The 22,887-nt window shown below is 55.1% G+C and carries 26 protein-coding genes; 10 read left to right on the top strand and 16 right to left on the bottom strand.

Features of this window, described 5'->3' with window-relative positions; genetic code table 11:
• Window positions 1-204 precede the first annotated feature (204 nt).
• The gene (locus tag OH705_RS16195) at window positions 205-1,107 is read right to left on the bottom strand and encodes a LysR family transcriptional regulator (RefSeq protein ID WP_263158532.1); all 903 of its coding nucleotides are present in this window, start codon (window positions 1,105-1,107) and stop codon (window positions 205-207) included.
• A gap of 582 nt (window positions 1,108-1,689) precedes the next feature.
• Here OH705_RS16195 and OH705_RS16190 point away from each other — a divergent pair.
• From OH705_RS16190 to OH705_RS16150, 9 genes are all read left to right on the top strand, one after another.
• A complete protein-coding gene (locus OH705_RS16190; RefSeq protein WP_038705691.1) occupies window positions 1,690-2,877 on the top strand; it encodes a hydroxymethylglutaryl-CoA synthase in 1,188 nt (395 codons plus the stop codon).
• A 5-nt stretch (window positions 2,878-2,882) separates the two neighbouring features.
• Window positions 2,883-3,665 (top strand): enoyl-CoA hydratase-related protein, encoded by a 783-nt coding sequence (locus OH705_RS16185; RefSeq protein WP_094010622.1) that lies wholly within the window; start codon window positions 2,883-2,885, stop codon window positions 3,663-3,665.
• 80 nt (window positions 3,666-3,745) lie between these two features.
• The gene (gene asnB, locus OH705_RS16180; protein ID WP_094010623.1) at window positions 3,746-5,689 is read left to right on the top strand and encodes an asparagine synthase (glutamine-hydrolyzing); all 1,944 of its coding nucleotides are present in this window, start codon (window positions 3,746-3,748) and stop codon (window positions 5,687-5,689) included.
• On the top strand, window positions 5,686-6,810 hold the full coding sequence (locus OH705_RS16175) for an FAD-dependent oxidoreductase (protein WP_038705689.1): 1,125 nt from the start codon (window positions 5,686-5,688) through the stop codon (window positions 6,808-6,810). Before asnB ends, OH705_RS16175 begins: the two co-directional genes overlap by 4 nt.
• 10 nt (window positions 6,811-6,820) lie before the next feature.
• Entirely contained in the window at window positions 6,821-7,897 is a 1,077-nt protein-coding gene (locus OH705_RS16170; protein WP_267302535.1) for an acyl-CoA dehydrogenase family protein, read from the top strand.
• Between the two features lie 11 nt (window positions 7,898-7,908).
• Entirely contained in the window at window positions 7,909-8,346 is a 438-nt protein-coding gene (locus OH705_RS16165; RefSeq protein ID WP_104444230.1) for a PaaI family thioesterase, read from the top strand.
• A 221-nt stretch (window positions 8,347-8,567) separates the two neighbouring features.
• Window positions 8,568-9,215 (top strand): FMN-dependent NADH-azoreductase, encoded by a 648-nt coding sequence (locus tag OH705_RS16160; RefSeq protein ID WP_051555769.1) that lies wholly within the window; start codon window positions 8,568-8,570, stop codon window positions 9,213-9,215.
• Window position 9,216: 1 nt separating this feature from the next.
• Window positions 9,217-10,077, top strand: coding sequence for a glutathione S-transferase C-terminal domain-containing protein (locus tag OH705_RS16155; protein ID WP_023629105.1), 861 nt, complete (start codon window positions 9,217-9,219; stop codon window positions 10,075-10,077).
• A 302-nt stretch (window positions 10,078-10,379) separates the two neighbouring features.
• Window positions 10,380-10,805: a hypothetical protein gene (locus OH705_RS16150; RefSeq protein WP_267302534.1), complete on the top strand. Its 426-nt coding sequence runs from the start codon at window positions 10,380-10,382 to the stop codon at window positions 10,803-10,805.
• 169 nt (window positions 10,806-10,974) lie between these two features.
• On the opposite strand, the gene OH705_RS16145 is transcribed toward OH705_RS16150, so the two are convergent.
• From OH705_RS16145 to OH705_RS16080, 14 genes are all read right to left on the bottom strand, one after another.
• Window positions 10,975-11,445 carry a hypothetical protein gene (locus tag OH705_RS16145; RefSeq protein WP_267302533.1) on the bottom strand — a complete coding sequence of 157 codons (471 nt, stop codon included), beginning with the start codon at window positions 11,443-11,445 and terminating at the stop codon, window positions 10,975-10,977.
• Window positions 11,446-11,524: 79 nt separating this feature from the next.
• On the bottom strand, window positions 11,525-11,812 hold the full coding sequence (locus tag OH705_RS16140; RefSeq protein ID WP_267302532.1) for a hypothetical protein: 288 nt from the start codon (window positions 11,810-11,812) through the stop codon (window positions 11,525-11,527).
• 82 nt (window positions 11,813-11,894) lie between these two features.
• Entirely contained in the window at window positions 11,895-12,209 is a 315-nt protein-coding gene (locus OH705_RS16135; RefSeq protein WP_267302531.1) for a hypothetical protein, read from the bottom strand.
• Between the two features lie 217 nt (window positions 12,210-12,426).
• Window positions 12,427-12,990 (bottom strand): hypothetical protein, encoded by a 564-nt coding sequence (locus OH705_RS16130; protein ID WP_267302530.1) that lies wholly within the window; start codon window positions 12,988-12,990, stop codon window positions 12,427-12,429.
• Between the two features lie 180 nt (window positions 12,991-13,170).
• Window positions 13,171-13,530 carry a hypothetical protein gene (locus tag OH705_RS16125; protein WP_267302529.1) on the bottom strand — a complete coding sequence of 120 codons (360 nt, stop codon included), beginning with the start codon at window positions 13,528-13,530 and terminating at the stop codon, window positions 13,171-13,173.
• A 67-nt stretch (window positions 13,531-13,597) separates the two neighbouring features.
• On the bottom strand, window positions 13,598-14,290 hold the full coding sequence (locus OH705_RS16120) for a transposase (RefSeq protein WP_139674983.1): 693 nt from the start codon (window positions 14,288-14,290) through the stop codon (window positions 13,598-13,600).
• Window positions 14,291-15,218: 928 nt separating this feature from the next.
• Complete coding sequence (locus OH705_RS16115) at window positions 15,219-15,554, bottom strand: hypothetical protein (RefSeq protein ID WP_267302528.1); 336 nt, start codon at window positions 15,552-15,554, stop codon at window positions 15,219-15,221.
• Window positions 15,555-15,941: 387 nt separating this feature from the next.
• Complete coding sequence (locus tag OH705_RS16110) at window positions 15,942-16,334, bottom strand: DUF2846 domain-containing protein (RefSeq protein WP_031314530.1); 393 nt, start codon at window positions 16,332-16,334, stop codon at window positions 15,942-15,944.
• A 221-nt stretch (window positions 16,335-16,555) separates the two neighbouring features.
• The gene (locus OH705_RS16105; RefSeq protein WP_111532715.1) at window positions 16,556-17,059 is read right to left on the bottom strand and encodes a hypothetical protein; all 504 of its coding nucleotides are present in this window, start codon (window positions 17,057-17,059) and stop codon (window positions 16,556-16,558) included.
• A gap of 87 nt (window positions 17,060-17,146) precedes the next feature.
• Window positions 17,147-17,494 carry a DUF3969 family protein gene (locus OH705_RS16100; RefSeq protein ID WP_263158541.1) on the bottom strand — a complete coding sequence of 116 codons (348 nt, stop codon included), beginning with the start codon at window positions 17,492-17,494 and terminating at the stop codon, window positions 17,147-17,149.
• A 22-nt stretch (window positions 17,495-17,516) separates the two neighbouring features.
• Window positions 17,517-17,777, bottom strand: coding sequence for a hypothetical protein (locus OH705_RS16095; RefSeq protein ID WP_263158542.1), 261 nt, complete (start codon window positions 17,775-17,777; stop codon window positions 17,517-17,519).
• A 441-nt stretch (window positions 17,778-18,218) separates the two neighbouring features.
• On the bottom strand, window positions 18,219-18,851 hold the full coding sequence (locus OH705_RS16090; RefSeq protein ID WP_267302527.1) for a hypothetical protein: 633 nt from the start codon (window positions 18,849-18,851) through the stop codon (window positions 18,219-18,221).
• 342 nt (window positions 18,852-19,193) lie between these two features.
• Window positions 19,194-19,643, bottom strand: a complete 450-nt coding sequence (locus tag OH705_RS16085; RefSeq protein WP_267302526.1) for an SMI1/KNR4 family protein — start codon at window positions 19,641-19,643, stop codon at window positions 19,194-19,196.
• Between the two features lie 466 nt (window positions 19,644-20,109).
• Window positions 20,110-20,361, bottom strand: coding sequence for a DUF2247 family protein (locus OH705_RS16080; protein ID WP_267302537.1), 252 nt, complete (start codon window positions 20,359-20,361; stop codon window positions 20,110-20,112).
• A 925-nt stretch (window positions 20,362-21,286) separates the two neighbouring features.
• On the opposite strand from OH705_RS16080, the gene nfi reads away from it, so the two are divergent.
• A complete protein-coding gene (gene nfi, locus OH705_RS16075) occupies window positions 21,287-22,000 on the top strand; it encodes a deoxyribonuclease V (RefSeq protein WP_267302525.1) in 714 nt (237 codons plus the stop codon).
• On the opposite strand, the gene OH705_RS16070 is transcribed toward nfi, so the two are convergent.
• Window positions 21,969-22,835 carry a hypothetical protein gene (locus OH705_RS16070; protein ID WP_267302524.1) on the bottom strand — a complete coding sequence of 289 codons (867 nt, stop codon included), beginning with the start codon at window positions 22,833-22,835 and terminating at the stop codon, window positions 21,969-21,971. The two genes, nfi and OH705_RS16070, sit on opposite strands and share 32 nt — an antisense overlap.
• Window positions 22,836-22,887 lie beyond the last annotated feature (52 nt).

Below are 22,887 nucleotides of genomic sequence, written 5' to 3'. Positions count from 1 at the left end.
GAAAACCGACCCTGCCAGTTAAAGACTGTTACCTATGTGCGTGAACTGATTTGTAACCCATGTGGGTGAGTCATACCAGCGAGGATTTTTTGGTTCCTTTTTGATCCTTCAAAAAGGGACCCGCCGTAAGGGCGGAAAGGTGACTAAGCGTCGACATCACAAATGAATGCGCCTACATCCCTCGAAACCAGCCCCAACGATCCATCAAGCAACAACCGGCCGATACTCCCGGCACCGCTCCCGCAGTATCTGCGCCAGCAAGCGCACCTCGGGACTGTGCCGATATTCCTCGGGATACCCCATGTACATCGGCACCTCCCGCTCCCGCTGATGCTGCAGGTTGACCCGCACCAACCGTCCTTGCGCCAACCCCTGCTGCACCCGGTGCTCCGGCAGCCAGGCAAAGCCCATCCCCCGCTCGACGAAGCTCTCGGCCGCCGCCAGGCTGCTAACCGTCCAGCGCTGCGAGGTCCCCAGCCAGCCGCTGTTCTGCGAATTGCGCGTGCCGGAATCGCGGATCACCACCTGCCGGTGGTTCTTCATGTCGTCCAGGCTCAACTCGCCCTGCGCCTCGCTGAGCGGGTGGCTGGCTCCCACCACGCAGATCAACGAGACATTGAGCAGGAACTCCTGCAAGTAGCCGGAAGGCAGGCTGCTGGCGATACCCAGCTCGACCTTGCCGTCTTCGAGCAGCTCTCGGGCCCCGGACAACGCCGTCTCGTACAGGCGGATACGGTGATCCTTGTACTCAAGCGCAAACTCCTGCAATGCCTGCTGCAGCAATTCGATGGGGAACAGCACATCCACCGCCAGCGCCTGTTCGGTGAACAACCCCGGCTGGTACTGGTTGGCCAGGTGCTCGAGCTTCTGCGCCGCGCCTAGCAGATGCTTGGCCTGGGGCAGCAGCGCCTTGCCCAGCGAGGTGAGCACGGCCTTGCGGCCTTCGATGATGAACAGCTCCTGGCCCAGGAGCATTTCCATGCGGTTGACCGAGTGGCTGATGGCCGACTGGGACTTGTACATGTGCTCGCCGGCCTGCTGGAAACCGCCGCACTCGACCGTGCAGACGAACGCGCGCCACTGATCGAGACTGATCTTGGAAAACACCATCACCTCCTTGTGTGCCCGAAAACCGGGCGACGAATCCGTTGTCCTGCGGCGTTGTACCACAGCTGCCGCCAACACATGAAGACCGTGCCGTGATGCACGCACTTTTTGTCACTATTCGCCCAGGCCGCTTCGTGCGACAACAACGTCCCGCACAGTGCCTGGCACTAATGGATGAATAATGGACAAGGAGCGTCCCCCATGCAGATATGCACAAGCGATACGGCATAAAACAATAGCCGGAACAACACGGCAAAATAAAAGGCGATAACGCCATAAAATTTTCATATTAAAACAATTGAAAATTTTAATTGCCATATTGTTCGACAATCCCTTCCCAAGCCTTTTATGAAAGCCGCGTGACAGCACGGGGCCTGCGCCTGCGCGCGCTAAAAAAATGCATAACTTAATAGCCAAGAAAACCATGAACAGGCGTCATCAATCCCATCGGAATTATTCGCTTTTTTTGGCAAAAGCTTCAGCCGCAATAATTAAATGGCCAGCAGGGACTGGCACCGGAACAACAAGACCGGTTGTGTATTTTGGGATTTTTTCAACAGTGAAAAATAATTGGGCATACACATGAAAATCGGCATTGATGATATTGGGCTGTCTGTACCGCAACACTTTTTCGCACTGGAAGAACTTGCCGAACGGCACGGTATCGACCCGCAGAAATACCTGGTCGGCATCGGCCAGGAGTTCATGGCCGTACCGGCCCCGGACGAAGACATCGTGACCCTGGCGGCCAACGCCGCCCTGCCGCTGCTCGATGACGCCAGCCGCGCCTCGATCGCCACGGTGATCCTCGCCACCGAGAGCGGCATCGACCAGTCCAAGGCCGCCGGCCTGTTCGTCCACAGCCTGCTCGGCCTGCGCGCCGACTGCCGCGTGGTGGAGTTCAAGCAGGCCTGCTACGGCGCCACCGCCGGCTTGCAGATGGCCCGTGCGCTGGTCGCCCAGCGTCCTCACGAAAAGGTGCTGGTGATCGCCACCGACATCGCCCGCTACGAGCAGAACTCCGAGGGCGAATGCACCCAGGGCGCCGGCGCCGTGGCCATGATCGTGGCCGAGAACCCGCGCCTGCTGGAGCTGCACCCGCACCAGGGCCGCTACAGCCTGGACGTCTCGGACTTCTGGCGGCCGAACCTGCGCAGCACCGCGCTGGTCGACGGCAAGCTGTCGATCGAGGTCTACCTGGAGTCGCTGCGCAACGCCTGGCAGAGCTACCGCGCCGACGGCGGCCTGGGCCTGGAAGACATGAGCTTCCTGTGCTTCCACCAGCCGTTCACCAAGATGGCGAAGAAGGCCTTCTCGGTGTTCGAGGCGATCGAGCCTGAAGCAGCCAAGGCCCTGGGCGAGAAGGCCTACTCCACCAGCCAGCTGTACGGCAAGGCCATCGGCAACTGCTACACCGCCTCGCTGTACATCGCCCTGCTGTCGCTGCTGGACAACAGCGACGAGGACCTGACCGGGCGCAACATCGGCCTGTTCAGCTACGGTTCGGGCAGCGTCGGCGAGTTCTTCAGCGCCACCGTGGTGCCGGGCTACCAGGCCCATTCGCGGCGCAAGGCGCATGCGCGCATGTTGGCCAGCCGCACCCGCCTGGGCCATGAGCAGTACAGCACCTGGTTCTACGGCGACAACCACCCGGCCGTGGCCGACTACAGCACGCCGTACGTCACCGGCGGCGCGTTCCGCTACGGCGGTTGCGAGGGCTATCGCCGTCAGTACGAGAGCACCGCCCTGTCCCTGAAGATGGCGAGCTGACGACCATGAGCGACGTGCTGCTGAGCTGGCCGCAACCTGCGGTCGCCTGCCTGACCCTGAACCGTCCGCATGCCGGCAACGCCCTCGACGAGGCCCTGCTCGGGGCCTTGCACGAGCAGTTGCAGGCCCTCGTCGAGCACCCTGGGCTGCGCGCCCTGGTGCTCGACGGCGCCGGCGAGCACCTGTGCACCGGGGCGGACCTGGAGTGGATGCGCCGCAGCCGCGAGTTCGACCATGCGCGCAACCTGGAGGACGCCAGCCTGCTGGCCAACGTCCTGCAGCGCCTGGACGACTTCCCGGTGCCGGTGCTGATGCTGGCCCGCGGCGCGGTGTTCGGCGGGGCGTTGGGCCTCTTGTGCTGCGCCGACCACGTGCTGGCCGCCGAGGATGCGCGCTTCTGCTTCAGCGAGGCGCGCCTGGGCCTGGCCCCGGCCTTGATCAGCCCCTACGTGGTGCGCGCCATGGGCGTGCGCCAGGCACGGCGCTACATGCTCTCGGCCGAGGTGTTCGGCGCCGAGGACGCGCTGCGCCTGCAGCTGGTCCACCGCCTGGTGCCCGCCGCCGAGCTGGAGCAGGCCCGTGACCGCTGGCTGGCCACCCTGCTGCAGACCGGCCCCCAGGCCAGTCGCGAGATCAAGCAGATGCTGGCGCGCCTGGCAGGCCGCGACCACCTGCTCGACGAGCAGGGTTGCAACCTGCAGCTGATCGCCCGCCTGCGCACCTCCAGCGAGGGCCAGCACGGTCTTGCCGCCTTCTTCGAACGCAGCCGCCCCGACTGGGCGCAATGAACCCTGGGTGCGCGGACCACGAAGCCCGCGCCGTTCCGGCGTCGCCGACGACGCCCGACCTATGAGAAAAGGATTTTGCCATGTGTGGTTTCATCGGTGTCTACCAGTCCAAACGCAACAGCATCAGCGACCAGTCGATCCTTGACGCCCTGGCCGCCATCAACCACCGCGGCCCGGACGAGCACAGCCTGTGGCGTGACCCGGGCGAGCGCGCCGTGCTCGGCCATACCCGCCTGAGCATCATCGGCCTGGACAACGGCATGCAGCCGATCGTCGCCGACGAAGGCGACCTGGCGGTGATCGTCAACGGTGAGTTCTACGACCACGAGCGCATCCGCGCCGAGCTGCAGGCCGAAGGCGCGATCTTCAAGACCGCCTCGGACAGCGAGATCGCCCTGCACCTGTACCGCCGCTCCGGCATGGCCGGGCTCAAGGAGCTGCGCGGCGAGTTCGCCATGGTCCTGTTCGACCGCCGTCGCCGCCTGATGCTGGCGGTGCGCGACCGCCTGGGCATCAAGCCGCTGTTCTACACCCAGCATGAAGGCAACTGGTACTTCGCCTCCGAGATCAAGGCCCTGCTGGCCGCCGGCGTCAACCCGACCTGGGACGAGAACGCCTATGCCAGCCGCGCCTTCTACCTGCGCGACCACACCTTGTTCGAAGGCGTGCGCAGCGTGCAGCCGGGCTGCTGGGTGATGGTCGACCACGGCGGCCTGCACAGCGGCCGCTACTGGGACATGGAATTCGCCCGCCGCGACACCCCGGCGCCGAGCGACGAGGCCGGCATGATCGAATCCGTGCGCGCCGCCATCGAAGAAGCCGTGCGCCTGCGCCTGCGCGCCGACGTGCCGATGGGCGTGTACCTGAGCGGCGGCATCGACTCCTCGGCGATGCTGGGCATGGCTACCGCCCTCAAGGGCGAGCCGCTGGATGCCTTCAACCTGTCGTTCACCGACATGGACGACTACGACGAGAACCGTTTCGCGCGCATGGCCGCCGAGCACAACGGCGCGCGCTTCCACACCATCGAGATCACCCAGGACGACCTGGCCGACAACTTCGAGCAGGCGGTGTGGCACAACGAGACGCCGTTCTTCAACGCCCACGGCGTGGCCAAGTACATCCTCAGCAAGGAAGTGCGCAAGGCCGGCCTGAAGGTGGTGCTGACCGGCGAAGGCGCCGACGAAGTATTCGCCGGCTACCCGCACTTCCGCCGCGACATGCTGCTGTACAACAACGAACAACAAGACCCGAAAGTCATCGACCTGCTGCGCCAGCGCATCCAGGCCAACGAGCAGGGCTACACCAACGCGCACATGCCCCACGACATCCACTGGATGGTCGACCAGCTCAAGCACGGCGTGTCGTGGCTGGACAACCAGGCCGGCTGGTTCAAGGCCCTGGAGAGCCTGTACCGCGGCGACTTCCGCGACCACTTCACCGGCGTCGACCCGTACCGCCAGTTCTTCGACCGTCTCGACCACGGCAAGCTCGCCGACCGCGACCCGGTGCACAACTCCATGTACCTGTGGGCCAAGTCGTACCTGCCGAACTTCGTCCTCACCACCCTGGGCGACCGCATGGAGATGGCCAACAGCATCGAAGGCCGCGTGCCGCTGCTCGACCACCACGTGGTCGAACTGGCCTGCCAACTGCCGGTGTGGATGAAGGTGCGCGGCGCCACCGAGAAGTACGTGTTCCGCGAAGCCATGCGCCCTTACCTGCCCAAGGCCCTGTACGAGCGCAAGAAGCACTACTTCCGCGCGCCGCCGGCCACCCTGCAGCAGCAAGGCCGACTGTGGCAACTGGTGCAGGACACCCTGCACAGCCGTGACCTGGACGCGCTGCCGTTCTTCGATGCGGCCAAGGTACGCAGCCTGCTCAAGCAACTGCCGACCCTCAGCGCCCAGGAACAAGGCCTGCTCGACCCGATGCTGATGGAGCTGACCAGCCTGTGCCTGCTGCAGCGCCGCTACCGCATGAGCGGCCAGAGCTGGAACACCTTGAGCGAGGTGGCCGCATGAAGATCGCGATCATCGGCGCCGGCCTCAATGGCTTGGCCTGCGCCCTGATTCTCAAGCGCTTCGGCCTCGAGGCCACGGTGTACGAGCGGGCCCATGGCCCGCGCGACTCGGGCACCGGCATCTACGTCTGGCCCCAGGGCGTGCAGGTGCTGCGCTTCCTGTTCAACGACACCGGTTTCATCGGCCGCGGCAAGGCCATCGAGTTCCTCGACACCCATGGCCGCGACGGTCGCCTGATCCACAGCCAGCCGGTACGCCCGGACGGCCTGGGGATCCCGGCGCCGGCGGTGATGTTCCCGCGCCCCGAGCTGTTCGGCCTGCTGCGCGAACGCCTGGCGCCGGGGCAGATCCGCTACCAGATGGGTTGCGAGAAGGTGGAGAAGGTCGGCGAACAGGCGCGGGTCACCTTCAGCAACGGCGAGCAGGAAGACTTCGACCTGGTGATCGGCAGCGACGGCGTCGGCTCCACCGTGCGCCAGTGCCTGGAGCCAGGGCTGACGCCCTATGACACGGGCCTGGTGGCCAGCCGCGGCATGGTCGAGTTCGACTCGCCGCTGCTGCTGCCCGACCGTTGCCAGATCTTCGCCTCGGAGTTCTCGCGGGTGGTCACCTACCCGCTGGCGGCCGACCGCCCGTACCGCTACTGGTTTGCCGCCTACCAGCACCGCAACCAGCCGCTGCTCGACCGCGACGGCCTGGTGCGGCTGTTCGCCGACCTGCCGCCGGATGTGGTGCGGATGATGGAAGCCACCGAGCACGAGCAGATCCTCACCCACAAGATGATGGCGCTGACCGGCGCCGGCTGCTGGCAGAACGGCCGCGTGGTGATGCTCGGCGACAGCATCCACGCCATGCTGCCGACCCTCGGCTACGGCCTGACCCTGGGCCTGGAGAACGCCTTCATGCTCGCCCAGGCCCTGGTCGGCTGCTGCGACGAGCGCCTCGACAGCGCCCTGCAGCGCTACGAGATCCGCGCCGCCGAGCGTTCGCGGGTGATGCTGGAAGTGATGCGCGACATGACCGACCTGTATTACTTCGAGGAGGACAGCGCCATGACCTCGTCGCGGATCAGGCCAATCGTCGAGCGCTTCCACGACCTGGCCCTGACCACGGTGTTCTGAGGAGGCCGCCATGACCGACGCATACCGCCAGCGCCTGCAAGCCTTTGTCCAGGCGCAGATCACGCCGAACATCGATGCCTGGGAACAGCTCGGCGCCTACCCCGCCGCGCTCAACCGCGAGGCCGGCGCCGCCGGCCTGCTGGGCCTGGGCCACGACCATCGGCAATTGCCCGACGACCCACGGGCGGTGGCCGTGCTCATCGAGGAACTGACCCGCAGCGGCGCCCAGGGCATCACCATGGGCCTGGGCTCGCATTTCGTCAGCCTCAAGGCAGTGCAGGCCACCGGCCACCCGATCGTCCACGACCTGGTGCCGGCGGTGCTCGACGGCCGCCAGAGCATCGCCCTGGCGATCACCGAGCGCCAGGCCGGCTCCGACCTGCGCGCCCTGGAGTGTCGCGCCACGCGCCAGGCCGACGGCTACCGGTTGAACGGGCACAAGGCGTTCATCTGCAACGCCACCCGCGCCGACTGGCTGCTGATGGTCGGCCACTGCGAGGACGGCCTGGCGCTGTTCCTGGTGCAGGGTTCGGCCGCCGGCATCCGCCATACGCCACGCCGCGCCCTGGGCTGGCGCTGCCTGCCGCTGGCCGACCTGGAGCTGGAGAACGTGCCGGCCATCCGCCTGACCGAGAAAGGCGGTGTCGGCCGCCTGCTGCAGGCCAGCCTGCAGCAGGAGCGGCTGAACCTGGCGGTGATGGCCATCACCAGTGCCGACATGGCCCTGCAAGCCGCCATCGACTGGTGCAAGAGCCGCAAGGTCGGCGGCAAGGCACTGTTCGACAAGTCGGTGATCCGCCAGCGCCTGGCCGAGCACTACGCACAGCTGACGGTCAGCCGCCAGTTCGTCGACACCTGCGTGGCCCGCCAGGCCGAAGGCACCCTGGACGCGCACCAGGTCGCCATCGCCAAGAACAGCGCCGTGCAGACCCTGGAAACCCTGGCCCGCGACGCCGTGCAACTGCATGGCGCCCACGGCTGCGTCGAGCCCTCGCTGGTCGAACGCATCCACCGCGACGCCCGCCTGCTGGCCATCGGCGGCGGCACCCACGAAATCATGCTGGAAATCATTGCCCGGCACCTGTGAAGGATCACACCATGAGCACCATCAGCGACCACGCCGCCGCGCACTCGCGCGCGCTGCTCGAACACGCCTACCAGCGCTACTGCGGGCTGGAGATGCTGGAGCAGTCCCCCGGCCAGTGCACCTGCCGGCTGACCGTCAACGCCGACATCGACAACCTGAGCCAGACCCTGCACGGCGGGGTGATCTACTCGATGCTCGACGTCACCAGCATGCTCGCCACCCTGCCCTTGCTGGGGCCCGACGAGTACGCCCTGACCAACAGTTTCAACACCCTGCTGCTGTCGGCCACGCCGCGCGACACCGAGGTGCTGTTCCACGCCAAGGTGATCCGCGACGGCCGCAACCTGATGTTCACCCAGGCCGAGGCCTGGCGGATCAATGCCGACGGCAGCCAGACCCGCATCGCCAGCGCGCAGCTGAGCAAGTTCAGGCTCAAGCGGGAGTGGTGAAGGCGTAATCGCACATCACCTTCATTCGCGGGGCAAGCCCGCTCTCACACCCTCTGTGAGAGCGGGCTTGCCCCGCGCTCGTTTCCATGCGCTCTTTTCAACGCAAAGCCCCTCCCGATACATGACAACCTTAAGGGTAAAACCCTGATTATCTGCGCTTTTCACTCCCGCCCGATTGCTCAAGACTGCATGCCACACACATCACAGAAAGGATTCGCGCAATGAATCACAAGGTCCTGGTCATCCGCTCCTCGATCAAGTCCGACGGCGGCTTCTCCGGCCAACTGGTGGACAACTTCCTCAAGCAGCTCAAAGAGGTCAACCCCGAAGCTTCGGTGGCGGTGCGCGACCTGCACGCCCAGCCCATCCCGCACCTCAATGCGGTGACCATGGACGCCCTGTTCGGCGGTGACGCCAGCAGCATCGAGGCGGCCGCGGCGCTGAAGCTGTCCAACGAGCTGATCGAAGAAATCCAGGAAGCCGACCGCGTGGTGATCGGCCTGCCGCGCTACAACTTCGGCGCACCGTCGATCCTGCACACCTGGGTCGACTACATCGTGCGTGGCGGCGTCACCTTCACCTATGTCGACGGCGCCCCGGTCGGGCTGCTCGACGACAAGCCGGTGCACGTGCTCAACGCCAGCGGCGGCATCTACAGCCAGGGCACCGACACCCTGGCCGGCTGGCTGTCGCAGACCCTGGGCTTCGTCGGCCTGAACAGCGTCGAGTTCATCTACGCCGAAGGCCTGGGCATGGGCGAAGAAAGCCTGGCCGCGGGCCTGGCCGCCGCCAACCTGAAGATCCAGCACAGCATCGCCGCCCTCGGCGAGCGCCCATGCCCAAGCCTGGCCACCGCAGTAGGGAGATAAGATGACCCGCAGCCAAGACAACCCGTCGGTCCAGGAGCTGTTCCTCAGCGAACTGGTGGCCGAGCCCAACCGCTACCACCTGTACATCTCCCACGCCTGCCCGTTCTCGCACCGGGTGCACCTGGTGCAGAGCCTGCTGGGCCTGGAAGACGCGCTGGACGTAACCTCGGTGGCGGCGCGCCGCCACGACCAGGGCTGGGAGTTCGACGAGCACGACCAGGACCCGCTGCACAAGGACGTAACCCTGCTGTCGAGCCTGTACGAACGTTCGCGCCCCGGCTTCACCGGCAACCAGTCGGTGCCGGTGCTGTGGGACCGCCAGCAGAACCGTATCGTGCACAACGATTCGGCGGAGCTGGCGCTGCAGATGGCCACCCGCCTGCTGCCCCTGGCCAAGACCCCGATCGACCTGGTGCCCGACCGCTCCAGCTGCGACATCGTCGAGCTCAACCAGTGGCTGCACACCAACATCAACCGCATGGTCTACCACATGGGCTTCGCCCCGGACCAGGCGAGCTACGACGAGGCCTACAAGCAGTTCTTCGCGGCCATGGACACCCTCGAGCACCGGCTGCGCAAGCAGCCGTACCTGGTGGGCGGCAAGCTGAGCCTGTCGGACCTGTTCCTGCTGCCCACGCTGATCCGCTACGAGGCGGTGTACTACGTGCACTTCAAGGCCAACCACAAGACCCTGGCCGAGTACCCGGCGCTGTACCAGTACCTGGTGCGCCTGACGCAGATCCCCGCGATCTACCGCACCATCGACATGGCGCATATCAAGCTGCATTACTACTACTCGCACAACCACATCAACCCGACGCGGATCGTGCCGCAGGGGCCGGCGTTGAGCTGGTTGAACTGAGCAGTTGGCGTTTGCGGAGCAGGACCGCTTTGCGGTCCTTTCGCGGCAAAAGGCCGCTCCTACAGGAGGCCGCATCCCCCTGTACGAGCGGCCTTTTGCCGCGAAAGGGCTGCAAGGCAGTCCCGGCGGCTTAAGTCGAGAGCAAACTCCAAGCATCTTGAACGCATAGCTTACAGATGAGTGCAATTAAGCATTGTACGAAAAGTAGTATGGTGTTTCAGGCCACTTCAAGATCCACCAACCCTCCAGTAGACTGCGCACTTTGGCCGGATTAACCCGCCACGCCATGAGATCTGGAAATTATGGAAAAAAGTGCACCTCAGGTACGAAACGCCCCACGTCCGATGCTAATCACGGTTGCGGTAATCTACTGCCTGCTCATCACCTGCAAAATTGCCTATTGGTTAGTCAGCGAAGGATGGGAAATGGCAAGGGTGGGTGATTTCGCAATGATTATGCTGGTGCCTCCAGCACTGTCATGCATTCTACTCGTCACAAGCAGCGTGTTGTTGTACAGGCGCAGCGCGAAGTCCGTATGGTGCCTGCTTGGGGCACTGCTCTTTGGCCTGACGCTGATCCCGCTCATGTTCCCAGAAATTTCTCGCCTTCCGGCGAGCTTTTACCCGCAGGCTTTTTGGTACGTACTCCCGGGCACCCTACAAGCAATGCTGCTGGTTGCTGTCTGGATCTACAGCTTGCGGATGCGCCAGAACAGTTACCTCAAATAAAAATTGCCGCGTTCAAAGCCCTGCCTCGTGCGGGGCTTTATCCATTTGGAGCTGCAGGTTTCAATCCAGTCCACGCTAGACTCTAGTGATACAGAGCATAAAACCAGAACACGACTATACGATAATTAAAATAGCCATACCGGAATGGCAGCCGCTAACACGTGACCATCTAAACCCCACGTGTTCTGAAATCCCTCAGCAAAAAAAGGGCATCTTTTTGAGCACGACACCGAACCCTCTTGAGAGTTGAATAGTAGTACGCCATTAAGCTCACCGCATTCGGATACTTATATTTCGCAGCCATCAACTCCTTTATAACCACAGCCGTCTTCATTCGATGTACAAACAGCCGCACAACGAACTGCTTGATTGTATTACTTCCACCATCTGCAAGCAGGTTTCTAACCAACTGCACTTGATAATAAACTGGCAAGTGGACTCGAGCTGCAACATCTGCACCCAGACGAACATTAAAGCTGGCCAGTGCCTGTACAACCTCCATTCTTTTACTACCTGACAACGGTCGTATTTCTTTGCAGAGGGCGTTCTCAGAACGACTACTCCTATTGACAGCAAGATCAGAAACTAGGTTTTCAATTCTATCAACCGTTGGTTGCTCTCTCAGCTTTTGATCACTCATTTTTAAACACCCTACAGAAGTTTAGCCACTGGCGAAGAAAAAACAGACAGGTTGGCCTGGTGCTTCTCCTCCTTTTGCATCAGACATCCTGCGTGAATATTTCTATAAGCCTTTCAAAAGCCTGACGTACAGAGCCTTGCTCTTCTGGCGAAAACAAAACATTCATAGTTTTTTCTTCAAGGGCACAGTTATAGATATCAACTCCAACCCAACCCTTGGACCAAAACTCTACAGCTCCAAGCTTACCAAAGCCTTCCAACTCTATCCGTTCAAGATCACCAAAATCCCCGCCAGAGCATGACGAGTACTCCAGAGAGCACCCCTCTAAAAATGGACTTATACATTCATTGAACCATGAAGCAGTCATTAGATCTCTCACTTACGGCTAAAAGGCAAAAGGAGAAAAATAGATCTATCCGCCCCTTTACAGCAAGTCAGCACAATAGCTTTCACTCCACACACTCAACCGAGAATGACGAAAAGCAGAAGGACAACTTCCCATCCTCATGCTCGCAAAACTCATAACGCACCCTATCAAAACCAGCATCAACCTTATTCACGCTCATGTGCATCAACTGCGTTAATCCGCCACCAAGATCTCGGGAGGTAAATTGGCTTACATCAATAAAGCTGATACGTACCGCATCAGCCCCTGCATTTTCAGACGCTGCAATTAATAGAGACAAATCATAGGCCATTGTATTTTCATCAAACTGCATGCTCATGGAACGTAAGCAATTATTGGCAATAAGCAACTCATTCAATTCCGAAACACCAGTCATTATTTACCCTACAAATAAAATTGACAAATAGGTCTGCCCCGTGACAGCGAACGGCAAGAATCAATAATTAAGGAAGAATAAATCTGCCCCCTTATCCGGTCGTCATAACACTCGTTGGCTTCTCGACCCCTTCGACGTCACAAGGGCAGATATTAGATTAGGAAAAATAGATCCGCCCCCTTTTTTCCTTATAACTAATTCAGTGCGAAATTTTTTCAATCCTACCAAATGCATCTATGTAAGCTGCCTTCAACGCAAGACTAACAGCATTTAATGTCTCGGATTTCAGATAGACCAAATCCCGACCAACCAACTCCTGGCCTGCCATTTTTATTTTTACACGCGACTGCCCCGTATATTTGGTCGTTCCAACATACACCGAGAGTCTGGCCTCGCACGCATAATACTCAGGACTTCCCCAAGTCTTGACGAAAATCCGGTCAATCTCGACTCTGGTTTTTATGCTCGCATCTGCATCAGACCCGATAGACCGTTTGGTAAACTCAGACCAATCGGTGACTGGGACGTTAGCAAAACCCTCATACAAACCCGTTTTGTAGTTGGCTGCATGCCACACCACCTTACTACTCTCGGAACAGTGAGTGCAGCGCTCGTCGCCGGATACACTGGTTATCGTTGAGTGAGTAATTTTGTTTTTGATTGAAGATAGCTCTGCGTCTGTAGTGTAGGCGGCAAAATGCAGTTGATTGGTTACGCAGCCTGACAAAGCAAAAAACAAAACCAACATTATATTGAACTTCACTGCCACCCATCCTTTTCTTGCAACAATTCACATAACCAATGGAAAATTGACAAACTCAACTCCCCCACTCCAGTTTCACCCACCACTAATTACTGCTCGCCCCTTCGTCCTCATCGGCACCGGACTCAAAGTGGTAAAACGGTCTTTCCCGAACAGCACATGTATTTTTATTGCGCCAAACTAAACCAATCCAAACTTATCCAAGTAGTCAATGACCTCTCTGGCATCTACCAGCATCACCAATCCATCTTCATTCAATTTATAAAATCCTTCAGTCTGCAAACAGGAATATACTTCCACAAATTCAGAGGAGACATCCTGAGTAAAGGGATCCTCCGTTATAAATTTCAACCCAGCCCTGACGGGAATTATAAACAATGATACATAGGCAGCCAAGGACACACCCTCAGCCTTAGACTGCAAATAGTGATCCATCTCGTCATAGGCGTAACCAAAAGCCTGATACAATGTGAGGCCCCGCTCACTAATACCTCGTTTAAATACCTTTTCCATCTCGGAGCGTATTTCTAAATAATTCACAATCACCTCAGGAATAAATCTCGCGAAAAAGGGCGAAAAAGCGAAAAGGGGGACATATCAATTTTCTCTACTCTAATTTTGGCCTGCCCTGCTTCCTTCGCTCAATACGTTTTCCAGTGATCTGCGCGATCTCGTCCACGAACCGGCTACTACCCGTCAATTGTCCTCGCTGAATAGCGTCTCGAATCAGGCTAAGCTCTCCGTCCGATATCGCCTGCCTCACAAACTCGGCGTAGCGCTTGCGCCGGAGCTCTTCAGTTTCCCCCAATGCTTCAAACAAGGGATTATCATCAAGCCAATTCTGCCGTTTCGCAGCCCCCATCCTGATCGAATAACTCGACCAAGGATAATCACCAGCCTCAACTGTCATCCGCGCCCGGACTGGATTCAATTCGATGTAGCGGCAACAAGCCAACAGGTAGGTGTCAGACTGCACAATGCTGGACTTAAAACGACTTTCCCACAATGTACCGGAACGACCCTCTAGTCGATTACGATAGCGCGTCGCTCGCGCCGCCAGCGTCTTCATCAGCTGGCTAAGGCCTGCGCAAGCGTCATCAGGAACCAACAATAGATGCACATGGTTGGTCATCAAGCAGTACGCATAGACTTTCACTCCAAAGGCATCCTTCAACTCTCGGAGATCGGCTAAGTAGCGTTGAAAGTCCGTGTCTTGCGCAAACACAACCTGTCGATTGTGACCCCGATGGACAATATGATGCGGGCAGTGTGGTAGCAGTACTCGTCCACCTCTAGGCATGACGGCATCCTCCTTGGATCACCTTGACGACTGATGAATCAGGAGAATGACATGACTGCTCGACTCCTTCGACCCCACAAGGGCCGAAATTAGAGTAGGAAAAATAGATCTGCCCCCCTTTTCCCTGTTTTCCCCTTTTTCCTGCCGTCTCTTTTCCGTCCACTTTTCCACTTCTGGATGACAAAGTCACGATATCAATACTTATCTGGGAGTGCTACGATAGAGCCCCATTAACGCCAACTCAGAATCCCAATGAAAGCCATATATTTCACGATAACGATCTTGCTAACTATTTGCGGCTGCCAGAGTCAAAATTCAAACCACTTTGAGACACCTGAAAAATCAAACAAAGATCTCAAGGTGTTCGACAGTGAGTACCAGAATCGCCTGAACCTTTTAATATCCTCAAAACAAAGTCAAGAGACAAATACCTTAAAGCTGATGAACGCCGCTCTCCAAGAATGCATACCCAAGCATAAACACTCCAACTTGGATGGTTCTAAATGCGCATCTGACTCCCTGATGACTGTATACGACTACATGGATAAGAATTTTCAGCTTAGAGATGTCGAGCCTGACTACTATGAAAACTTCAAAACTGCGACTACGGACTGGGTATTGCTTATGACTAAACTAAAAACCGACCCAACCTATATAGGCATCGCACTCCTAACTGTCAAGTCCAAACTCTCCCTGTCTCTTGCATTATCAACCACCCCCCAATCAAATTAGCAGAGTAAAAAAGATCAAAAATTGAGGACCAAAAGGGACCAAAAAGGGGACAAATTTATTTCCCCTACTCTAATCTTGGCCCACCTTCATGACAGCTAGCTCCCTTCGCTGCCAAGAGCCTGAATTAGAGTAGGAAAAATATATCTGTCCCCTTTTTTGCACTTTTTTGCACTATTTTCCTCCTCTTTTTGCCCGATCATAACGGAGTGATATAATCTTCTGGTATATCTGGCCATTTGGCCTCAATCAACAGCCGCTCTGCGTCTTCAGCAATATCGTCAAAAAAGCTGCACAAGCTCATAGCATGTAACCGAACATGAATCAACGCAGACTGTATCGCCAACTCATCCACACCACTTTCCTCAAGTCTTCTAATAGAGCCTCTCAATAGAGACCCGTATTTTGCGAGTTGCAGAAAAAGGTCTTCGCCATGATCTATCCGCAATCCATCCGCTTCGAGACATTCAATTTTATTTTTAGCAATCTCAGCAAATAACACCCTGAGGCTATCAATGCTCGAAAACTCATTCATTTTGGCAACCTTCTTTTCTGTTCCAGCGCCACTTTAGTCTTGGGCTCATTTACAGTGCCATCCAGATTTAATACTACTTTAGCCTTATGGCGACTATTGAAAAAAGGGGATAGATTTATTTCCCCTACTCTAATCTCAGCTTACCTGCGTGACTGCCAGCCCCCTTCGACCACACCGGGCTAGGAAATAGAGTGGAAAAATATGGAAAAATAAATCTGTCCCCATTTCTCCAGTGCCGCAGGGGCCGGCGTTGAGCTGGTTGAACTGAGTAGTTGGCGTTGCTGGGAGCGCGCTCCTTCTTTCGCCTTTTTCCACGGCATGAACAACAAGGGCGACCCGAGGGTCGCCCTTGTTGTTCATGCCGATCACCACACGGATCGGCAGCGCTTACTTGCTCTCTTTGGCGATGGTGCCCAGTGCCGCGTCCTTGACCAGGTAGCGGCCTTCGAGGTCGCTCAGCACCTTGAGGCTGTTACGCGCCATGACCACACCGATCTCGACTTCCTGCTTGAGGTAGATGACCTCGCCGGCCTTCGCATTAACGGTCATGTCGGCCCAGTTCTCGGCCTTGGAGCTGATCACGTGAGTGCCCGGTGTCACGTAGAAATAGATGTACTGGTTGCCGCGGTTGTAGCCCATTTCCGAATCGGCTTCCTTGTCATCGAGGAAGACGTTGAAACGCACCATCATCCCGGCATTGCTGGGGCGGACCACATAGACCAAAGCCTTGTCGGCCACCGCAGCCTTGGGCAACGCGTAGTTGGCGACTTCCGCCTGCATCTTGTTTGCCGAAGGGGTGGAGGCGCAGCCGTACAACAGGGCGACGGAGAGAACGGCGGCAGCTTTGAACAGGGTCTTGATCACAGGGGGCTTCCTTGCGTACGAAAAGGGTAGTCATTTACGGTGGGTGGGCAGAGCGAGGCGATATTAATTTGACATCATCTTGACGTCAATCTGCAGTCTCAGGACGTGGAGCAAAGATTGTATTCGTGGCATGGGCACTATCCAGAGGTCATCGACATGGAGACGGTCGCACGCATTTCATGGAACGTGACCACCGGGCCATACTCCTGATCAGAGTTAATAGCCTCCACGTGGAAGCTCCTATCAGGAAATTGCGCCTTCAACACCATTCGCCAGGACATGGCCAGCACATTGGACAGTTGCTCGAAAACCACCTCGTCCACCGCAGATCCACACCCTGAAAACACATCGTACAGATGGGTGTGATTCAGCATCCTCTCGACACCGGCTTTATCGCCTGAAAAATGATCAAGCCACACACGAAATGCGGGCTCGTCAAATTTCATTTCCAGTATCACCGAATCCTCGAACACGACGAAATCCGGGAACAGCCATTTGCAAAAAATCAAACTGTCCTCTGGGCTGACGACATCTTCAATATAGGAAAACAGGTCAACAGACGCTGGTTCCTGCCAGCCGGCTCGCCAAGCCGCAAACCTTTTAAGCCCTGTCAATTTCGCGAAGGATTTGATTATTTTCATGTTCGTGCGCCAATGTGGAAAAGTGCGGTGAAGAATGGAATAGGCCCACGTCTACGCCTTTTCCTCGATACTGCCAGCAGTATATAACTATCTATATTCCACATGATCCGAATAGGCATCTAGGGGTGTCGTGGCGGCTAAATACTCCGAAAAAGCATCAATTAGCCGTACAAGCTCGCTATCAAACCTATCCGGCAAGAGACCCAGTATGTCCTCCAATTCGCAACATTCCATAACAAGATCGCAGACAACAGCAGAAATCCCTTTCTTTCTAAAAACACTTGACGCTCCGGGCGAGAACAACAAGCGTTCTGCTTCATCCAGTTCGATGACACCAGCCCTGACTGACGAAAGCAACCCAATCGAAGCCATCGCTAGAAATCGTCCAGCTTCATCACCGTTAAAAATTTTTACCTCCAGCGCTACATCGGCCACCTAATACGCCTCCCATCCCCAATCAAGACTTTTTGGAAGTATGAGACTTATCGATCAATACTCTCCGTTTATTTTCTTGCCGATCAGCCCGACTCACACCCTTCATTTCCTCCACCGAAAACCCCAAACGACCACCTAACGCTTCAAAGCGTCTATAAGATTTCTCTCCCTCGGCGAGGTATTCAACCATGAACGGCTGAGGTGGAGCCTCTTTGTTCCGAACGCCAGCCTGTAAAAAAATCATGTAGTCACTCAAAGTGGAAACAGCTTGCTCAATGGTCATTAATACCTGGGATCCCTCACTGTACTCACACACTCTAGATACAGATGACCTGCCGCATATGCCATGTGGTGTGCATTGCCGAACCCCAAGTACTCAGATTGACCACGGAGCTGACAGTCCTCCAGTCGAGTGATCAGCGCTTTTGCGCTAACACTACTACTGACGTCGTCACTCAACCACCCCACAATCTCACGCACACCGAAAGGAGGTCGTTCCTTCTGAACCTTGGCATCAGGCTCATTGGCCGAGAGGTCATAAACCCAAAGCTCGACCAACTTGGATAAACAATAACTAAGTTCATATCTTTCTACTTTTCTAGAAAAGAAAAAAGCAAAGAATAAAGGGGACAGGTTTATTTTCCCTGCTTTTTTCTCCGGTGCAGTTGCAGATGTAGCCGCTACTTCAGCTGCACCAGTTGCTTTTGCACCGAGGCTATCGCCCTTATGCCACCGGCCTAAAATCATCAATCGTCTTGTTTTTCTCTTTCAATAGAGACGCAACGAAATCGGGATTAAAAACCATCAAAAACTCAATAGCATCATAAATTTTCCAGCGATGTATTTCGAGATGATCAATTATGGCGACAAGGTGCTTTTCAACAAGAGGCACATACTCTGAGTAGTTTTCACTACTCAAGAAGTCAAAAATTTTGGCTATTTCAAACGGTTCACTACTCGCCAAAGCAATGATTTTCGATAGGGGGGAATAGATCTGGACTCTCGCAGCCTCGATATCTCCACGATCAACCACGTTGGCAAAATACCGAGTCACAGCCAAGAGTATTTGGTGATAAGTGTCGTCGTATCCGTGTAGTCGATGGAAATAGACTCCTTCGATGCGCCCAGGTTTGTCCATTCTCCCCTCCAAGGCAATCAACCCTTCATGGATGCCCCAACTGGTCAGTAACTTCGCAGCCAAGAAGTGCTCCTCATCGTTATTCGCATGACGAAGCAAATCCAGCACGGCGTCAATTCTAACCGGTGGAATATCCTCTGGATCCAAATCTCCTGCACTCACGGCATAATCCGCATGTTTTGGAATGTGATTCAAAAATTCGTATGTTTTCGACTCCATAAAAAACCTATTTTTATACCGTTTTAATACAGTCGGCCGGCACACAGCCCTTGATTAAACACTCACCATCGCGTGTAGCGTTCCCCAAATCTCTCTCCGCGTTTATCAACGAATCTTTGTTATTTCGAAAAAAGGCGAAAAGAGAAAAAGAAAAAATGGGACAGATTTATTTTCCCTGCTCTAATCTCGCTCTACCTACATGAAGGCTAGATCCGTTCAACGCCAGGAATCGAAATTAGAGTAGGGAAAATAGATCTGTCCCCTTTTTCAGTCCTGCTTTTCCTGTCCTTTTCCTCTCCTTTTCCTCTCCTTTTCCTCTCCTTTTCCTCTCTTTCCCCCCTCTTAGTTATTTTCACGCCAATCGACCAACTCCTTAACATATCTAACTTTATCTAAAATAAAATCAGAAAAATCCTCAGACACCACCTCAACCTCATCAGACTCAGCGCTAACCGCCACTATCCTCCAGCTATTTTTAGCATCAAAAGCATATAATAGGTCACTGGAGTTACCCGCAAACAAATATAGTCCCTCCCCTCCCTCTACGTTTCGATCGGAAATAGAAGCGTATTTTACCGGACCATCATTCACACAAAATGCAGAGTCCAACTCTCCAAATCCAAACTCAGCAAGAAATCTCAAATATTCCGTTGGCACACCACTTCGATCTAAAGCATCAACGCCCTTCAGTATGGATTCAACATCAGATATGCAATCACCATAGTCCCCCTCATAAAAATCAGAGGACTCTATTGCATCTATAAAACTTCGCAGCTCCAGTGAGTATCTCATCGTTACCTACCAAATATTTTTTCCGCTGGCCCCTGCACTCTATGAATGCCGCCCTGGTGTTCTACACCCCGAGAGCAGGTGTAATATTCCACCACTCCGCTTTACCACCAGATTAGAAAGTGGACAGAGTAGAAAAGTAGAAAGAAGTAGAAAGGGGACAGATTTATTTTTACTACTCTAATCTCGCCCTAGCTACATGATGGCAAGGTCCGTTCGCCTCCAAGATCCGAAATTAGAGTAGTAAAATTAAATCTGTCCCCTTTTCCCACTTTTCCCACAGGCTTGCCCAGCCGCTTTTGCAACTCGGCCGCCTCGGTCGTCAGCGCCTTCTTTTCGAAAAAATGGGACAGATTTATTTTCCCTGCTCTAATCTCACCCTACCTACATGAAGGCTAGATCCGTTCACCGCCAGGAATCGAAATTAGAGTAGGGAAAATAGATCTGTCCCCTTTTTCAGTCCCCTTTTTCACAAATTAGACAATTGATCTTTCACCCACCGCTCATGCTCATCTACAACGTACTTATAATTCGATGACGAATGGTACGCATTCTCCGGTAAAGCTTCCACACCTGAAGCCATGGACAATGGCGCGTCAGCTGGCCATTCCCAACACGACCAAAATTTAGACAATTTTATCAACCCATATACTGGATCAGAGTCTATATTTAACAATAACTCCTCCAAAGCAACCGCTCGCCAAACCTTTCTCCGAAAAATGGGACAGATTTATTTTCCCTGCTCTAATCTCGCCCTACCTACATGAAGGCTAGGTCCGTTCGCCGCCAGGAACCGAAACTAGAGTAGGAAAAATAAATCTGTCCCCTTTTCCTCATATACTGGATCAGAGTCTATATTTAACAATAACTCCTTCAAAGCAACCGCTCGCCAAACCTTTCTCGAAAAATGGGACAGATTTATTTTCCCTGCTCTAATCTCGCCCTACCTACATGAAGGCTAGGTCCGTTCGCCGCCAGGAACCGAAATTAGAGTAGGAAAAATAAATCTGTCCCCTTTTCCTCCGTCCCCTTTTCCTTCCCGTCTCTATTGCCCCTCAGAGCTGCCAAAAGTCTCTCGCCGCCTATAAACCACCCTCCCAACTTCCGAATAACCAGGAAGTACTCCACCACCAACTAACACCTCATATCGACTTTTCAACCCCCCGTCTTGGTAAGCCGCATACTGACACATCACCTCTTCAACTTCGTCTATATCCTCCTCATCATAATTCTCCAAGTAGAACCTAGTAACCCACTCCCCGCCCTCCAAAGATATAGTAACCATTCTAAAATTATGGGAAATTGCGCCAACCAATGCCTGAACAAGCATCAAAACTTGATAATTCCAACGTTCGAGACTCTCGCTCACTTCGGACTCCAATTCGGATTGGCCGGAACAATACTGGGGCTTTTAGAAAATGGGGACAGATTTATTTTTCTTGACCTGCATGATTACCTGACCCCTGCGACCCCATAGGGACCAAAATTAGAGTAGAAAAACTAGATCCGCCCAACGTTTAGCCCCTTTCATGCTTTTCATGCCCAAGATCAATAGTAAATCAGCTGGTCATTTGCCTCTTAAATGGCATAATCTTACGAATCGTTGACGACAACCTCACCCGCTTGATTGAGCGAGAACAGTCCACATGCAGCCAGTCATACAACACCCTTGGGATATAACCCCTAGCGAGGCTATCGATCTACAGATACGACTATCTGAACTTGTAGTCAAGCAAGATCAGCTTGGACCGATCTCTAGTATCGCAGGCATTGATGTCGCCTACCACAAAGAAAACGATACACTCATTGCCTCTATTGTTGTGGTTGACGCAGAAAACCTGGAAATCATCGAAGAGCATGCATGGTCGGATACGACTTCGTTCCCCTATGTGCCTGGTCTTTTTTCGTTTAGAGAGCTGCCTTCTATCGTAAAGCTCTTATCAACTATAACCCACCGACCTGACTTGATCATCTGCGACGGGCAAGGTATAGCTCACCCTCGTCGGTTTGGCTTGGCATCGCATGTGGGGGTACTTTATGACATACCCACTATTGGATGCGGAAAAAGTCGCTTCATTGGTGAGTACGCACCTCCCCTTGATGAAAGGGGATGCCAATCAGGCCTGTTCGACGGCGACGAACTAATCGGGAGCGCACTCAGGACTCAAAAAAATGTAAAACCCGTGTTCGTTTCAATCGGCCACCGAATCTCCCTTGAAACAGCCTGCCACTGGGTACTGAACGCCACACGCCACTATCGATTACCAGAAACAACTCGACTTGCAGACCGATATGGAAGGCAGTTCTACGAACAGAACAAACCGCCCATCAAGTCCCCAAACCTACCATTCGATTATTGAAGTAAACATCACATTCCGTGTGAAGCGCCTTGAACTCCGCACACCACTTGCGCCAAAAATCACGCTTCCCCTCATCTTCGGCGACTTTCAGCTCTTTCAGTTGGTCAAGGGTTCTCAAGCGGGCCAAAGTCTCAGGCGAATCGGAGATACGATCCACACACAACTCCTTTACATAGCTTAAATTTTCACTATTTAACAAGTACTTAATAGCTGACTCATCAACACCATCCCCACTTAGCGATAACCGAGAACCGCATATAAGCTCCGAAAGCTCCTTCTTTTCTCTCAACACAGGGAATCTTATGGAGTTACTAACCGTCGACACCTTCCCAAAATAATCCCCCATTAACGTTAAACGCTTCAATCTACTCATTGAAAAGCCCAAAGACATCATGAAGGCATCACGCTTATACAGCATTACATTTATTAAATCGCCGCTCTCATACCACTCATATTGTTGTATGACATCCTCACCCACCTCAAGGGAACGAAGCTGCCCCCCTGAATAATACGTAACCTCCGCAATAACCCAGCCATACTCAAACAGCTGTTCACTGACACAAACCTCACCGGCAAACTCATAAGCAAATCCATTATAGACTTCACCCCCCAGAAAAAATTGTTCACCTGTGTAATCACGTTCAGATTCAATTCCGACGCACTCACCCTCCAAAATAAATTCGCTGCGATAATCACCTATGTAACAGCCATTGTCGTACAAGCCACCCCACATGAGATCTCCGTCCATAAACTCCAATGCCGCCCCAGAGTATGGGGCACCTCGAAAGACCCATGTACCCGCCTCTTCTGTCAACGCCGCTTTCTTTATAATCATAAGTATTCCCTCCCAGTGATTAGATCCACATCCCCTTCCCCGCCTCTTTTCA

The sequence above is a fragment of the Pseudomonas sp. BJa3 genome (assembly GCF_026343815.1).
GTDB lineage: Bacteria > Pseudomonadota > Gammaproteobacteria > Pseudomonadales > Pseudomonadaceae > Aquipseudomonas > Aquipseudomonas soli.
Note: the sequence above shows the minus strand (reverse complement) of the source record. Positions and strands in the feature narration are given on the sequence as shown.

Bases quoted from the DNA above. Each gene is read 5' to 3' on its own strand.
- OH705_RS16190 (WP_038705691.1), top strand. From the start codon at position 1,690: ATGAAAATCGGCATTGATGATATTGGGCTGTCTGTACCGCAACACTTT.
- OH705_RS16185 (WP_094010622.1), top strand. From the start codon at position 2,883: ATGAGCGACGTGCTGCTGAGCTGGCCGCAACCTGCGGTCGCCTGCCTG.
- asnB (WP_094010623.1), top strand. From the start codon at position 3,746: ATGTGTGGTTTCATCGGTGTCTACCAGTCCAAACGCAACAGCATCAGC.
- OH705_RS16175 (WP_038705689.1), top strand. From the start codon at position 5,686: ATGAAGATCGCGATCATCGGCGCCGGCCTCAATGGCTTGGCCTGCGCC.
- OH705_RS16170 (WP_267302535.1), top strand. From the start codon at position 6,821: ATGACCGACGCATACCGCCAGCGCCTGCAAGCCTTTGTCCAGGCGCAG.
- OH705_RS16165 (WP_104444230.1), top strand. From the start codon at position 7,909: ATGAGCACCATCAGCGACCACGCCGCCGCGCACTCGCGCGCGCTGCTC.
- OH705_RS16160 (WP_051555769.1), top strand. From the start codon at position 8,568: ATGAATCACAAGGTCCTGGTCATCCGCTCCTCGATCAAGTCCGACGGC.
- OH705_RS16155 (WP_023629105.1), top strand. From the start codon at position 9,217: ATGACCCGCAGCCAAGACAACCCGTCGGTCCAGGAGCTGTTCCTCAGC.
- OH705_RS16150 (WP_267302534.1), top strand. From the start codon at position 10,380: ATGGAAAAAAGTGCACCTCAGGTACGAAACGCCCCACGTCCGATGCTA.
- OH705_RS16145 (WP_267302533.1), bottom strand. From the start codon at position 11,445: ATGAGTGATCAAAAGCTGAGAGAGCAACCAACGGTTGATAGAATTGAA.
- OH705_RS16140 (WP_267302532.1), bottom strand. From the start codon at position 11,812: ATGACTGCTTCATGGTTCAATGAATGTATAAGTCCATTTTTAGAGGGG.
- OH705_RS16120 (WP_139674983.1), bottom strand. From the start codon at position 14,290: ATGCCTAGAGGTGGACGAGTACTGCTACCACACTGCCCGCATCATATT.
- OH705_RS16115 (WP_267302528.1), bottom strand. From the start codon at position 15,554: ATGAATGAGTTTTCGAGCATTGATAGCCTCAGGGTGTTATTTGCTGAG.
- OH705_RS16110 (WP_031314530.1), bottom strand. From the start codon at position 16,334: ATGCAGGCGGAAGTCGCCAACTACGCGTTGCCCAAGGCTGCGGTGGCC.
- OH705_RS16105 (WP_111532715.1), bottom strand. From the start codon at position 17,059: ATGAAAATAATCAAATCCTTCGCGAAATTGACAGGGCTTAAAAGGTTT.
- OH705_RS16095 (WP_263158542.1), bottom strand. From the start codon at position 17,777: ATGACCATTGAGCAAGCTGTTTCCACTTTGAGTGACTACATGATTTTT.
- OH705_RS16090 (WP_267302527.1), bottom strand. From the start codon at position 18,851: ATGGAGTCGAAAACATACGAATTTTTGAATCACATTCCAAAACATGCG.
- OH705_RS16085 (WP_267302526.1), bottom strand. From the start codon at position 19,643: ATGAGATACTCACTGGAGCTGCGAAGTTTTATAGATGCAATAGAGTCC.
- nfi (WP_267302525.1), top strand. From the start codon at position 21,287: ATGCAGCCAGTCATACAACACCCTTGGGATATAACCCCTAGCGAGGCT.
- OH705_RS16070 (WP_267302524.1), bottom strand. From the start codon at position 22,835: ATGATTATAAAGAAAGCGGCGTTGACAGAAGAGGCGGGTACATGGGTC.